Below are 12,336 nucleotides of genomic sequence, written 5' to 3' on the forward strand. Positions count from 1 at the left end.
GCCTGTTCTGTTACTTGCATCATAAATATGGGTGATTACTGCCGCTTTCCACGTCAGGAACTAGTAAGAATACGTCGAGAGTAACGGCAACAGCGACACACTGGCCGGTCGTCACCATCCACTCAACGCGGATATCTGCAGCCAAGATCGATACCGGCGCGGCACGTACCCATCTCAAAGCCTAAATGCGCCCGCGCCTCACACCGGGACAATGAACGGTAACAGCTTCGGTCGGCTTTTTCAGGTGACCACGTACGGCGAGTCACACGGCGAGGCGATGGGGTGTACGGTTTCGGGCGTCCCGGCGGGCGTCGAACTCGACGAGGATGACATCCAGCACGACCTCGACCGGCGCAAACCCGGCCAGTCGATGATCACGACCTCGCGGGACGAACCCGACGCCGTCACGATCAACTCGGGCCTGCAGGACGGCTACACGACTGGCACGCCGATCGGGATGGTCATCCAGAACAAGGATTCCCGTTCGGGCAAGTACGAGCCCTTCGTCACGGCCCCCCGCCCCTCCCACGGAGACTTTACCTACTCGGCGAAGTTCGGCACGCGCAACTGGGGCGGCGGTGGCCGGTCCTCGGCCCGGGAGACGGTCAACTGGGTCGCCGCGGGTGCCATCGCCAAGCAGGTCCTCGACCAGAGCGAGTACGATGTCCAGATCAAGGCTCACGTCAACCAGATCGGCGAGATCGAAGCCCCGGATGTCACCTTCGAGGAGATGCTCGAACACAGCGAAGAAAACGACATCCGGTGTGCTCACCCGGAAACTGCCGAGGAGATGCGCGATCTGGCCGAACAGTACCAGCAAGAAGGTGATTCCATCGGCGGGTCGGTCTACTTCGAATGCCAGGGCGTCCCGCGGGGACTCGGCGCGCCCCGCTTCGACTCCATCCCTTCGCGGCTGGGACAACTGATCTACTCGATCCCGGCGGTCAACGACTTCGAGTACGGGGTCGGCCGCGACGCCCGGACGATGGCCGGTAGCGAGTACAACGAGGACTGGGAATTTGATTCGAATGGGGATCCGGTCCCCGTCGGCAACGACCACGGCGGGATCCAGGGCGGGATCACGACCGGCGACCCCATCTACGGCGAGATCACCTGGCATCCGCCGGTCTCGATCCCGAAAGCCCAGGAGACCGTCGACTGGGAGACGGGCGAGCGCAAGGAGATCCAGGTCGTCGGCCGCCACGACCCCGTTCTCCCGCCGCGTGCCGTCCCCGTCGTCGAGGGGCTCCTGTACTGTACGGTGCTAGACTTCATGCTGCTCGGTGGACGGATCAACCCCGACCGACTCGACGGCCGGCCCGGCGAGTACGACACCGACTACCATCCCTCGAGTCCGGTCAACGACCCCGACGACGCCGCGACGCAGGCCGAGACGATCGACGACGAGTGACGGCGACTCCGGATCACTCCCCAGCCGACACGTCGCCACCGAACAGCGACATATCTAGGGAGCGCCAGCGCCGGATCGCACACACCAGCGCATCCAGCCCCACAATGGCAACGCCGACGATCCCGACCGCTTCGAGTGTCGGGTACTGGGCAAAGATGGACGTGAATTGCTGGATGGCGATGAACGCGACGAGGTACGCCACGCGGCCGATGCGACGCAGATTCATGGTTCAGTGTACGCGCGACAGAGCCAAGAACGTGTGGACTCCGGCAGCAAGCCGTTCGCCGCGACCGCGCGCGTTTTGAGTCACCCACCCCATCCAGGTACCATGAGCCCGGACATCCCGGATCCACGGAACCCCTACAGCATGGACGAGGACTGTACCAACTGCCCGGCGCTGGTCGAGTCACGGACGCAGGTCGTCCATGGCTACGGCGACCCGACGGCGGACGTGATCGTCCTCGGGTCGGCTCCGACGCCGGGTGCAGATCGGACCGGCATCCCGTTCACTGGCGACGAGACCGGCGAGACAATACAGGAAATTCTCGGGGCGGTCGGCCTCAGTGATTCCCCACCCGACACCACTGAACCTGACCTCACGGAGGTCTATCTCACCTACGTCACGCGGTGTCACCACTCGGATCGAAGCGCAACCGAGGAGGAACGGCACAACTGCGAGGGGTATCGCACGGCGGAACTTCGCCGGATCAACCCGGAACTGATCGTGGCTGTCGGGCAGGAGCCACTGGAAGCACTGGCGTTCGAGTACACGATGGAAAGCGCCGACGAACTGGACGTGACTGCCGAACACGCGACGACGATCCAGGGCCGCGGATTCGAGATCCTGCCGATGATCGAACCGGTGGCTGCCAGCGAAAGCGAATTGACAGCCTTCCGCGAGCACTTCGCCGAAGAACTCGACCGGGATTATCGACAGACAAAGGGGCAACGCCGGAAGTAGCCGACGACAGCGGCGGCGTCAATCGAGTTCCCAATCTTCCGGGGCAGTAGACATATCGCCGACTTCGGCGCGGATGTCCGACAGTCGCCAGACGATATCGGTGAGCGTGACCATGCCGACGAGCGAGAGGTCGTCCATCACCGGGACCTTCTTGACGTCGTTGTCGGCCATTTTCCTGGCGACCCACTGGACGGTTGCGGAGGGACTCGTCGTGATGACCGGCCGATGGGCCAGATCCATCACACGAATGTCTTCGAAGGGGTTGCCCGTTCGATAGCCCGCGTTGAGCGCGTCGGTTTCGGTGACGATCCCCACTGGATTGCCCTCGTTGCTGACGACGACAACCGACCCGACCTCGTGTGTGAGCAACTTCCCGACCGCATCTCGGAGCGAGGCGTCGCGATCGACGGTAACCACGTCCGTCGACATGATTTCCGTGACTTGCATGCTTCGGTCTCCGTCCGGGGCGGACATAATGGTACACGGTAACACAAAACGATCGGAGACACATCGATATGCCAACATGAATCTCGGAAAGCAGCGCATACAAGAGCACGAGTCTCCCACCTACTGGCATGGCTACCGTCGTCGTTCGCGCTGACGCACCGATTTCGGGGACTGCCCTCCCACACCTCGTCGCGGAGACCCCACTGACCGAGCGAGAAGCCGCCGAGCTCTACCAGAGTGCGCTACAGGATGTGTGCGAAGCTGTCGCCGGCAGCGGCGCAGACCTGCTCGTGAACTATCGTGAGCGAGACGAGATCGAGGACAATGTCGAAGCGGACCTCCGGGACGTCGTCACAACAGCGCTCGACGATCCCGAGGCGGCACGCTTCGAGGTGCAGGTCGGATCGACGCCGGCGGCCCGGATCGGCAATACGGTGACCCACCTGCTCGAATCGGAGGGGGAATCCTCAGTCGCCATCCTGGATCCAACAGCGGTGCTTGCCGCTCGGCCGCGGCTCGATCAGGCGTCGATGCAACTTCGGCGCAACGAGGTCGTCGTCGGTCCCTCGGTGAACGGCGAGGTGTTCTACGCGGGCTTCACCGAATCGATCGACTTCAGCGGGATTGACGGCCGGTTGGACATCGAGACGATCGTCGACCGGGCAAACGATGCGGGACTCGCAGTGAGTACGCTCGAGATGGCACCGACGCTCCGAACGGCGGCGCAGTTACGTTCGGCACTGCCGGTCCTGCGGGCGCGGCGAGTTGGCGGACTCCCGGTACCCGAACGTACGGTCGCACGTCTCGAAGAACTTGGCCTCCGGACAGTCGAAAACGAGGACAGCGAGATCAGCGTCGAGCGATCGTAATTCCGGGGACGATCACTGGAAGGTCTTGCCGACCTCGGGTTCGTCGAGTTCAGTCTCGCGTTTGTCGAAGCGCTGTTCGATCTCCTCGTAGCGCTCGCGGACCTCGCGGTCGACGCTCGGCTGGACTTCTCCGAGCGCGGTTTCGAAGTGGCTCTCGTCGATCAGGACGTTCCCGACGCTGTCGTCGACGTCTTCGGGATCGACGCTCCGGATGAACTCACGCGTGGCGGCCATCGCAGCCTCGCGGGCGACGGCCTCCAGATCGGCACCGACGTAGCCGTCGGTCCGGCGCGCCAGGTCGTCGAGGTCCACGCTCTCGGCGAGCGGCTTGTCCCGCGTGTGCACCTCGAGGATCTTCCGGCGCGCGTCCTCGTCGGGCACGGGGACGTGGATGTGTCGGTCGAGTCGACCGGGTCGGATGAGCGCGGCGTCGATGAGATCCGGGCGGTTCGTGGTGGCGATCACGACGACGTCCTCCAGATCCTCGAGCCCGTCGAGTTCGGTCAACAGTTGGGAGACGACGCGTTCACCGACGCCCGAATCGCCCATATTGCGCCCCCGCTCGCCCGCGATCGAGTCGATCTCGTCGAAGAACACCACCGTGGGTGCGTTCTCACGCGCCTTCGAGAAGACTTCGCGGACGCCCTTCTCGGACTCCCCGACGTACTTGTTGAGGAGTTCCGGCCCCTTCACGGAGATGAAGTTGCTCTGGGCCTCGTTGGCGACGGCCTTGGCGAGCAGCGTCTTCCCCGTGCCTGGTGGGCCATAGAGCAGCACGCCCTTGGCGGACTCCATGTCCATCTGCTCGAAGACGCCGGGGTACTCCAGGGGCCACTGGATGGTCTCTCTGAGGCGTTCGGTGGTGTCTTCGAGCCCGCCGACATCTTCCCAGGAGACGTCGGGCACCTCGACGAACACTTCCCGGAGCGCCGAGGGTTCGATCCCCTTCAGTGCCGCCTTGAAATCGTCTTCAGTGATTTCCAGGGATTCGAGGATCTCGGCGTCGATCTCGTCGGCTTCGAGATCGATCTCCGGACGGATCCGGCGAAGCGCGTTCATCGCCCCCTCTTTGGCGAGTTGTTCGAGGTCCGCACCGACGAAGCCGTGGGTCCGTTCGGCGTATTCGTCGATGTCGATCCCGTCGTTCAACGGCATCCCGCGGGTGTGAACCTGCAGGACTTCTTTGCGACCCTTTTTATCGGGCACCCCGATCTCGATCTCGCGATCGAAGCGACCGCCACGACGGAGGGCGGGGTCGAGCGCATCAAGTCGGTTGGTCGCGCCGATGACGATCACGTCGCCGCGCTCCTCGAGGCCGTCCATGAGGCTGAGGAGTTGGGCGACGACGCGGCGTTCGACATCGCCGCTCGTGTCATCACGCTTGGGGGCGATGGAGTCGATCTCGTCGATGAAGACGATCGCCGGGGCGTTCTCCTCGGCCTCGTCGAACATCTCCCGCAACTGCTCTTCGCTCTCGCCGTAGTACTTCGACATGATCTCCGGGCCCGAGATCGTGGTGAAGTAGGCGTCGATCTCGTTGGCGACGGCTTTGGCCATCAGCGTCTTGCCGGTGCCGGGCGGCCCGTGCAGGAGGACGCCCTTCGGCGGCTCGATGCCCAGCTGGTTGAACAGCTCGGGGTGGCGCATCGGCAACTCGATCATCTCCCGGACCTGCTCTAGCTCGTCGTCGAGCCCGCCGATGTCCTCGTAGGTCACGTCGGGCGTCCCGCGGGCGTCCTCGGGTGCCTCGCCGGTGATCTGCTCGGCGGGCTGTTGGCTGACCTCGATCTCGGTTTGCTCGGTGACGACGACCGTCCCCTCGGGATCGGTCTCGGCAATCTTCAGCGGGATCTTCTGGCCACCGACACTGGAGACCGGGCCGAGCCCGAGCGAGAACGGCACAGTTTGGCCTGTCGTGACTGCCTGCCCGGAGAGCTTGTTCCGGACGTGCGGGCCGATGTTTCCGCGGACGCGGAGGTTCTGGGGAAGGGCGACCGAGATCGAGCGGGCGGGTTTGACGTCGGCCTTCTCGACGTCGATCCGGTCGTCGATGCCGACGTCCGCTTCCTGTCGGAGCTGCCCGTCGATCCGGACGACGCCGTCGCCGGTGTCCTCGGGATACCCGGGCCAGACACGGGCAACAGCCCGTCCCTCGCGCCCCTCGAGAACGACGTAGTCGCCGTTCTCCAGGTCGAGTTGCTCCATCGCCGCCCGATCGATCGCGGCCAGCCCACGACCGGCGTCCTTCTGTTTGAGTGGTTTGACGGTGAGTTTCATCCTTTCACCTCGATGGTAAGAACGCCGTTGTTCATAAAGGCTGTTGGCTCCCCCCCATCCGGCAGAGAGACGTCATACTGGTCGTCGTCGGTGATGACGATTGCCGTATCGCCGACGACGTCGACAGCACCGTCACGGCCGATATCGGCCACGAAGGTCGTCGCGTCCTCGTAGTCGAACCGGCGGATCGCCGCGTCGCCGACTGTCTGCTGTTCTAATCTCATGCTAACCTTGAGTTAGCTCTAGTACTATTTAAATCTACCGCTGAAATACGCCATACGTGCCACTATATCGCCAATCAAGTAGAAAAGCGGTTCACACCCTTTACTCAGTCGAGATCGAGATCGTCCGCGACGTGGCAGTGTTCCTCGGCCGGGAACTGACCGCCTTCGACGGCGTCGACGTACCCGTCGAGTGCGTCGGCGTAAGCATCCCGGACGTTGCCGAACGCTTCGGCGAAGGGCGGAGCTGACTCGCTGAGGCCCACCGCGTCGTCGACGACCAAAACCTGGCCGTCACAGTCAGGTCCAGCCCCGATACCGATCGTCGGAATCTCGAGGTCGGCAGTGATGGCCGCCGCAAGGTTGGCAGGGACGTGTTCGAGCACGAGTGCGAACGCCCCGGCGTCCTCGTGGGCCACGGCGAGGTCGCGGATCTCTTCGGCTGCGTCCTGGGTGGTTCCCTGCCGGGTGTATCCCAGTCGGTTGACGTGCTGGGGCGTCAAGCCGAGGTGGGCCATGACCGGGATGCCGAGATCAGTCAGGTGCTCGGTCAACTCGACGGTGTGGGGGCCACTCTCGATCTTGACCGCGTTCGCCCCGGCCTCCTTGAGCAGTCGGCCGGCGTTCTCGACCGAGTCGCCCCGGTCCGCCCCAACGCTCAGGAAGGGAAGATCTGTGACGACCAGCGCGTCGTCGGTTCCCCGGACGACCGCCGCCGTGTGGCTCGCCATCTGGTCCATCGTGACGGGGAGCGTCGAGTCGTGACCCAGAACGACGTTGCCGAGACTGTCCCCGACCAGAATCACGTCCACGCCGGCATCTTCGACCAGTTCGGCCGTCGTGGCGTCGTAGGCTGTCAGCATCGTGATCGGCTCCGTCCCGACCATCTCCCGGACGTCTCGCACCGTAGTCATGCGTGCTAGTCCGTCACGGCTCGCTATTACGCCTTCGGGTCAGTCACCACCGGTGGCAGTTGCGCGATCGGTGGGATAAACCGACAGACGCAAGAACACGGCCCACACAGACCCACCTGTGGCCGAACCGAGTGCGCGCACCGATCCCGACGGCGTCGATCACGGGTGGGTCCTGCAGACGACGTTCGTCGTGACAATCGTCCTCGGCGCGCCGATCGTCGCCGTCCTCTCGCTCGGACAATCGCTGCCGACCTGGACAGCACGGGCAACCTTTGCGATACGCGTCGGTGCAGTGGTCTGGTTTCTGACCGCAGTCGGCGTCTTCGTATACGAACGGCGGTATCGCGCCTGAGAGTGGACATCGGCCGGAGCGATCACTTTTCGAGCCACTCCTCGACGTACTGGAAGTCCATCCCGGCCCGATCAGCCGTTCGTTCGTCTTTCGCCGTGTCGCCGACGAACAGTGTCCGCGCAGGGTCGGCGTCGAGTCGGTCGGCCAGTGCGAGCAGGGGTTCGGGATCCGGTTTCTGGGCTGAGAGCGTGTCCCGACCCACGACCGCCTCGACGGCTTCGAGCAGGTCGTGGCGCTCCAGGGCCGTTCGAACCGCCGCCTCAGCGTTCAGCGAGCAGACGCCGACCGGCACGTCGAGTGGGAGTTCGGCCGCTGCAGGCAATCGCTCTGCTGTGCGAGCGCCCACGCGTTCGTGCGTCGCCACGACTTCAGTTGCCACGTCCAAGATCCCCGCGGCTTCGGCGCGTTCGAGTAACTCCCAGAGACTTGCCCCCTCGGTGTCGATCCCCCGATCTCTGAGACGGGACGCGACCTTCTGGGTCACCAGCGTCCAGTCGACATCGAGCCGGACGAGAGTCCCGTCGAGGTCATATATCACCGCCTCGTACGACACTGTCATGAATTACCGTACGAAACCAGCTCCCAAAGGTGCTTCGTCACAATCAGCGGCCGAACCGGCGCTGGCGCTGCTGGTAGTCCCTGATGGCACGAAGGTAATCCCGCTTCCGGAAGTCCCGCCAGTTGACGTCGGTGAAGTACAGCTCCGAGTAGACTGATTGCCAGATCATGAAATCCGAGAGTCGCTCGGCGCCCGTTTTGATGACGAGGTCCGGATCCGACCGGAAGACAAGCCGGCGTTCGATCTCCGACTCGTCGATGTCCGCGGGGTCGAGTTCCCCAGCCTCGACTTCCCGGGCAAGTGCCGAGACGGCGGTGGCAAACTCGTGTTTGCCGCCGAGGCCGATGCTGATCTGTATCGGGGTCTCGGCCTGGTGGTCGTCCGCAGGACCGCGGACAGCCACGTCCCTGGATGTGTCGATCCCTTCGAGTTGTCGCCGCAGCGTCGGCACGGCGGCTTCATCGAGGACGCTGACGTACAGGATGAGGTTTCGGGCACCGTACTCGAAGGCCCACTCGAGGACTGATTCGAGTGTATCGTAGGCACCCTGTTCCAGTAAGTCCTGTTCCGTCAGGACGATCGCGACGCGTTCGGGAAGGACCGCGTCGCTCAGACGGATGCGTGTCCCCAGATACCGATCGTACAATCCCACGCGGGGAGATCCGTCACCGAACAGTAAGAAGGTCACGAAGCCACTCGCCCAGGAGTCGGTCGTGGGTCGGAACTGGTAAGTAGCTCTCGGGGAAACCGCCGGTAGTGACCTCCGCGCTCCGACGTGCGGTAGCGTTCGCACTTGTCGGGTTCGCCAGCGTGATCGCTCCCGTTGCCGACCGGCTGTTCGCCCCGGATATCGCGACACTGGTAGCGGCCGTTCCGTTCCTCTTGCTGACTGGCGGATTGCACGTGGTTGAATCGGGCGTTATCTTCGAGTTGTTCGCGCGACCGGGCGACCGCCGGGACGGCCGACTCTACGGGCTGGCCGGCTTCTCACTGTCGATCGCCGCCCTGATTCTGCTCGCAATCCAGTTCGACATGCCAACAGCCGTTCCAGTGGCCGCGACACTGATCCTGAGCGTCGGCAACGTCGGCGCGCACGTGGTTCGGGCCCAGGGCGGGGAACCGATCGTCGCCACGGCCGGATTCGTCGTCGCTGGCTTCCTTGCTGGGTTCGGGAGCTTCGTGCTCTCGGGTTCGATCAGTGGCGGCCGCCCGGCGTTTCCGGTCCTGGTCTTTCTGGCTGCAAGCGGGGCCCTGCTCGCCGCGTTGCTTAGATCGATGTTGTTCGAGCGGGACGATCCGCTGGTGATCATTTCGGTCGGCCTCCTGTTGTGGCTGTTTACGGACCTCTCGATATCGCTTTCGACCTCTGGCATCGCGATCGCACTCGCGATCACGGTCGCGCTGGGGTACGTCTCGTATGCGCTGGAGACGGCGTCGCTTCCCGGCATGTTGACCGGGGTACTGTTAAGCCTCCTGACGATCGTGATCGGGGACTACGGCTGGTTCGCGATGCTGATCACGTTCTTCGGCGGTGGCGGGCTGGCAAGCAAATTCAGATACGACGAGAAAGTCATCCGCGGCATCGCTCAGGAGAACGACGGGGCCCGCGGCAGCGGCAACGTCCTCGCGAACTCCCTGATCGCGCTGTTCGCCGTGTTGGCTGCCGCGGCGAGCCCACGACTGACCGGTGTGCATCCTGACCTGTTCCTGTTCGTCTTCGCCGGATCGGTTGCGGCAGCGATGAGTGACACGCTGTCGAGCGAGTTCGGTGGGCTCTATGATGCCCCACGACTCATTACTACCTTCGAACGTGTCGAACCTGGAACCGACGGCGGGGTTACCTGGCAGGGTGAACTCGCCGGGATCGCCGGCGCAGGGATCATCGCCGCCATCGCATTGCTCCTGTTCGAGACAATCACACTCGGCGGGGCTGGCGTGATCGTCGCCAGCGGATTCATCGGCATGACTACCGACAGCCTGCTCGGAGCGACGATCGAAGGACGATGGGTCGGCAACCAGGGCGTGAACTTCCTCGCTACGCTCTCGGCCGGGATCGCCGGGGCGGTGCTTGCAGTCGCTACGAATATTGTGGCGCTTTGATCAAGATGAGCCAGGATCGGGTCGAGATACGGGACATCCGGCCCGCCGACGAGAGACGCCTCCGGTCGATTCAGCGAGCGGTCCTCGACCACCCCTCGCCACAGCTGCTGACAGCCGCTGCAAGCGGCCTCGGTATCGGGCTCGTCGCCGACGCCGATGAGCGAACCATCGGATACGTCTTCGCGCTCGTCGGGGACGACACAGCCTATGTGCCGGAGATAGCCGTCGACGCGTCCCGCCATAGGCAGGGGATCGGGAGCGCACTGCTCGAGACGCTGATGCAGCGCGCTGGCGAGGCTGGCGTAGCCGAGCTCCGGCTGACGGTTCGAGCGGCCGACGAACGTGCCCGCTCGTTTTACCGCGGACACGGTTTCGAGGAACGTGAGCGACTATCGGAATATTACGAGACAGCGCCGACGACCGGGATCGTCCTTGCCAGATCGGTCTAGGCAGCTCCCGGGACCGTGACGCGGACCGAGGTAGGCTGTTTGACGAGGTCACCACGCTCGGTGGCGACGATCCGGGAGATCCCACGCTGTGCGGCGACATCGAGTAGCCGTTGGGTCACGGGGCCGTCGATGACCACCGTTCCGGGGACGGGATCGGCGTCACGGATCGTCTCGAAGGCTTCCTCGACGGGGGCTTCCGAAAGGGTCGCCAGGGAGTCATCCAGCAATCGCACCGCACCGGCAGACTCGCCGATGACGGTCTGGACGTGATCGTCGAGCGTCGCCGACGTGCTGATCGATTCCTCGCCGTCGTCCTCTGCGTCGTCCGGTCCGGATCGACTCACTGGACTGTCATCTCCGGCAGTTTCGGACGGCTCGTCCGCTCCGTCGTCAGCTCCTGATACCTGATCGGCCACATCGCCGTTGGCAGGTACCGGGACAGACTCCCCGCCTTCGGTCGTGATCTCGGCTGTCGAAACGGTGGCACTGGCCCCGTCCCCGTCAGCCACAACGGCGTCGTCATCCGATGGCTCGTTTTCCCCCTCGGTAGCGGCTGTGTCGGTCGCTCCCTCGCCAGCCACTGCGTTGGCCCCGTCTTCGCCACCGACCGCGTCGGTCTCCGCTTCAGCATCAGTCGCGTCGGCTTCGTCCTCGCCAGCCACTGTCGACCCATCGTCGGTGGCTGACGCCGATGGTGAATCGTCGAGGCCGTCGCCGGGGTCACCATTGGCTGGCACCGAATCCACGGCTTCACTATCCGTCGTTTCCCCGTCCGGACCGGGCGCGATATCGCTCGGCGAGATCTCGCCGTCGGCGATCGAGTCGTACGGGACTTTCTCCCGAAGCGCGTCGGTCACGTCCGTCCGTGAGAGGTCTTCGACCGCCCGGCCGGCCGGGGCAAAGGCGACGTAATCGACGCTGCCGACCTGGGCGAGTTCTTTCAGGATCAGATCCCCCCCGCGGTCGCCGTCGAGAAATGTCGTCACCGTGCGATCGTGGGTGAGGTCGGCGATCGCATCCGGAACGTTCGTCCCCTCGACGCCGACAGCGTTCTTGATCCCGTACTGCAACAGCGTCAACACGTCCGACCGCCCCTCGACGACGATGATCGCATCGCCGTCGGCGACTCTCGGACCTGCAGGATACCCCTTGTACTCGGTGATGCGCTCGACGCGGGCGCGGCGACGAACCTCCTCGACGAGTTCGTGACTCGACATCACTTCCTCGTCGAAGCGGGCGAGCAATTCCTCGGCACGGTCGACGATCTCGCGCCGCTTCGCGGTTCTGACGTCTTCGAGTTGGGTAATTTCGAGCGTTGCCCGACAGGGGCCGACCCGATCGATCGCTTCGAGGGAGGCTGCCAGAATCGCGGTCTGGACCCGGTCGAGTCCGCTCGCGATGGTCACCTCGCCGGTCGAGCGGCCGCCCTCGGCGTCGATCGTGACGTCGATGCGGCCGACTTTCGAGGACTCCTGTAAGGTCCGGAGGTCGAGTTCGTCGCCGAGCAGGCCTTCGGTCTGGCCGAATATGGCGCCGACGACGTCACTCCGTTCGACCACCCCGTTGGCTTCGATCTGTGCGTGAATGAGATATTTCGCTGAATCTTGCATTGTTGATCTGCCCGTCGTGCGGGCGTGATGTGATTGCCATGACCGAATCCATGGACGAAACAACGTACGTGACGAGCCAGCAAATGCCTGTCGGGAGAGAGACAGACGCCCCGCAGGGGGTCAGCAACGTTTGATTAGGCTAGCCTGCATCGTTTTACGTCAGGGG

General features: G+C 64.1%; 14 protein-coding genes. 6 read left to right on the forward strand and 8 right to left on the reverse strand.

Annotated elements, in window-relative coordinates; all coding sequences use genetic code 11:
- The first annotated feature begins 211 nt into the window (after window positions 1-211).
- Window positions 212-1,411, forward strand: coding sequence for a chorismate synthase (gene aroC, locus HUTA_RS00875; RefSeq protein WP_012795246.1), 1,200 nt, complete (start codon window positions 212-214; stop codon window positions 1,409-1,411).
- A 13-nt stretch (window positions 1,412-1,424) separates the two neighbouring features.
- Here the strand turns inward: aroC and HUTA_RS00880 are convergent, their stop codons facing one another.
- Window positions 1,425-1,637 (reverse strand): hypothetical protein, encoded by a 213-nt coding sequence (locus HUTA_RS00880; protein ID WP_012795247.1) that lies wholly within the window; start codon window positions 1,635-1,637, stop codon window positions 1,425-1,427.
- Between the two features lie 102 nt (window positions 1,638-1,739).
- On the opposite strand from HUTA_RS00880, the gene HUTA_RS00885 reads away from it, so the two are divergent.
- The gene (locus HUTA_RS00885; protein WP_012795248.1) at window positions 1,740-2,372 is read left to right on the forward strand and encodes a uracil-DNA glycosylase; all 633 of its coding nucleotides are present in this window, start codon (window positions 1,740-1,742) and stop codon (window positions 2,370-2,372) included.
- 18 nt (window positions 2,373-2,390) lie between these two features.
- Here HUTA_RS00885 and HUTA_RS00890 read toward each other — a convergent pair whose 3' ends face one another.
- Window positions 2,391-2,819: a CBS domain-containing protein gene (locus HUTA_RS00890; protein WP_012795249.1), complete on the reverse strand. Its 429-nt coding sequence runs from the start codon at window positions 2,817-2,819 to the stop codon at window positions 2,391-2,393.
- 128 nt (window positions 2,820-2,947) lie between these two features.
- Between HUTA_RS00890 and HUTA_RS00895 the strand changes: the two genes are divergently transcribed.
- Window positions 2,948-3,688, forward strand: a complete 741-nt coding sequence (locus HUTA_RS00895; protein WP_012795250.1) for a hypothetical protein — start codon at window positions 2,948-2,950, stop codon at window positions 3,686-3,688.
- A 12-nt stretch (window positions 3,689-3,700) separates the two neighbouring features.
- On the opposite strand, the gene HUTA_RS00900 is transcribed toward HUTA_RS00895, so the two are convergent.
- The 3 genes from HUTA_RS00900 to panB all read right to left on the reverse strand — a co-directional run bounded on the left by HUTA_RS00900 (window position 3,701) and on the right by panB (window position 7,100).
- Entirely contained in the window at window positions 3,701-5,965 is a 2,265-nt protein-coding gene (locus tag HUTA_RS00900) for a CDC48 family AAA ATPase (protein ID WP_012795251.1), read from the reverse strand.
- Window positions 5,962-6,189, reverse strand: a complete 228-nt coding sequence (locus HUTA_RS00905; protein WP_012795252.1) for a DUF7127 family protein — start codon at window positions 6,187-6,189, stop codon at window positions 5,962-5,964. Before HUTA_RS00905 ends, HUTA_RS00900 begins: the two co-directional genes overlap by 4 nt.
- Window positions 6,190-6,293: 104 nt before the next feature.
- Window positions 6,294-7,100, reverse strand: a complete 807-nt coding sequence (panB, locus tag HUTA_RS00910; RefSeq protein ID WP_012795253.1) for a 3-methyl-2-oxobutanoate hydroxymethyltransferase — start codon at window positions 7,098-7,100, stop codon at window positions 6,294-6,296.
- Window positions 7,101-7,218: 118 nt separating this feature from the next.
- Here panB and HUTA_RS00915 point away from each other — a divergent pair, with 118 nt between their 5' ends.
- Window positions 7,219-7,452: a DUF5822 domain-containing protein gene (locus HUTA_RS00915; RefSeq protein ID WP_012795254.1), complete on the forward strand. Its 234-nt coding sequence runs from the start codon at window positions 7,219-7,221 to the stop codon at window positions 7,450-7,452.
- A gap of 22 nt (window positions 7,453-7,474) precedes the next feature.
- Here the strand turns inward: HUTA_RS00915 and HUTA_RS00920 are convergent, their stop codons facing one another.
- Together HUTA_RS00920 and HUTA_RS00925 are read right to left on the reverse strand one after the other, a co-directional pair.
- On the reverse strand, window positions 7,475-8,011 hold the full coding sequence (locus HUTA_RS00920) for an HAD family hydrolase (RefSeq protein ID WP_012795255.1): 537 nt from the start codon (window positions 8,009-8,011) through the stop codon (window positions 7,475-7,477).
- A 43-nt stretch (window positions 8,012-8,054) separates the two neighbouring features.
- Window positions 8,055-8,663, reverse strand: coding sequence for an undecaprenyl diphosphate synthase family protein (locus tag HUTA_RS00925; protein ID WP_049941136.1), 609 nt, complete (start codon window positions 8,661-8,663; stop codon window positions 8,055-8,057).
- 104 nt (window positions 8,664-8,767) lie between these two features.
- On the opposite strand from HUTA_RS00925, the gene HUTA_RS00930 reads away from it, so the two are divergent.
- Together HUTA_RS00930 and HUTA_RS00935 are read left to right on the forward strand one after the other, a co-directional pair.
- On the forward strand, window positions 8,768-10,111 hold the full coding sequence (locus HUTA_RS00930) for a DUF92 domain-containing protein (protein WP_012795257.1): 1,344 nt from the start codon (window positions 8,768-8,770) through the stop codon (window positions 10,109-10,111).
- Window positions 10,112-10,116: 5 nt separating this feature from the next.
- Window positions 10,117-10,560, forward strand: a complete 444-nt coding sequence (locus HUTA_RS00935) for a GNAT family N-acetyltransferase (RefSeq protein ID WP_012795258.1) — start codon at window positions 10,117-10,119, stop codon at window positions 10,558-10,560.
- Here the strand turns inward: HUTA_RS00935 and dnaG are convergent.
- Window positions 10,557-12,170: a DNA primase DnaG gene (dnaG, locus tag HUTA_RS00940; RefSeq protein ID WP_012795259.1), complete on the reverse strand. Its 1,614-nt coding sequence runs from the start codon at window positions 12,168-12,170 to the stop codon at window positions 10,557-10,559. The genes HUTA_RS00935 and dnaG overlap by 4 nt on opposite strands.
- Window positions 12,171-12,336: the final 166 nt, after the last annotated feature.

Origin of the sequence: Halorhabdus utahensis DSM 12940 (genome assembly GCF_000023945.1) — an archaeon.
GTDB classification, from domain to species: Archaea; Halobacteriota; Halobacteria; order Halobacteriales; family Haloarculaceae; genus Halorhabdus; species Halorhabdus utahensis.

Bases quoted from the DNA above. Each gene is read 5' to 3' on its own strand.
- aroC (WP_012795246.1), top strand. From the start codon at position 212: ATGAACGGTAACAGCTTCGGTCGGCTTTTTCAGGTGACCACGTACGGC.
- HUTA_RS00880 (WP_012795247.1), bottom strand. From the start codon at position 1,637: ATGAATCTGCGTCGCATCGGCCGCGTGGCGTACCTCGTCGCGTTCATC.
- HUTA_RS00885 (WP_012795248.1), top strand. From the start codon at position 1,740: ATGAGCCCGGACATCCCGGATCCACGGAACCCCTACAGCATGGACGAG.
- HUTA_RS00890 (WP_012795249.1), bottom strand. From the start codon at position 2,819: ATGCAAGTCACGGAAATCATGTCGACGGACGTGGTTACCGTCGATCGC.
- HUTA_RS00895 (WP_012795250.1), top strand. From the start codon at position 2,948: ATGGCTACCGTCGTCGTTCGCGCTGACGCACCGATTTCGGGGACTGCC.
- HUTA_RS00900 (WP_012795251.1), bottom strand. From the start codon at position 5,965: ATGAAACTCACCGTCAAACCACTCAAACAGAAGGACGCCGGTCGTGGG.
- HUTA_RS00905 (WP_012795252.1), bottom strand. From the start codon at position 6,189: ATGAGATTAGAACAGCAGACAGTCGGCGACGCGGCGATCCGCCGGTTC.
- panB (WP_012795253.1), bottom strand. From the start codon at position 7,100: ATGACTACGGTGCGAGACGTCCGGGAGATGGTCGGGACGGAGCCGATC.
- HUTA_RS00920 (WP_012795255.1), bottom strand. From the start codon at position 8,011: ATGACAGTGTCGTACGAGGCGGTGATATATGACCTCGACGGGACTCTC.
- HUTA_RS00935 (WP_012795258.1), top strand. From the start codon at position 10,117: ATGAGCCAGGATCGGGTCGAGATACGGGACATCCGGCCCGCCGACGAG.
- dnaG (WP_012795259.1), bottom strand. From the start codon at position 12,170: ATGCAAGATTCAGCGAAATATCTCATTCACGCACAGATCGAAGCCAAC.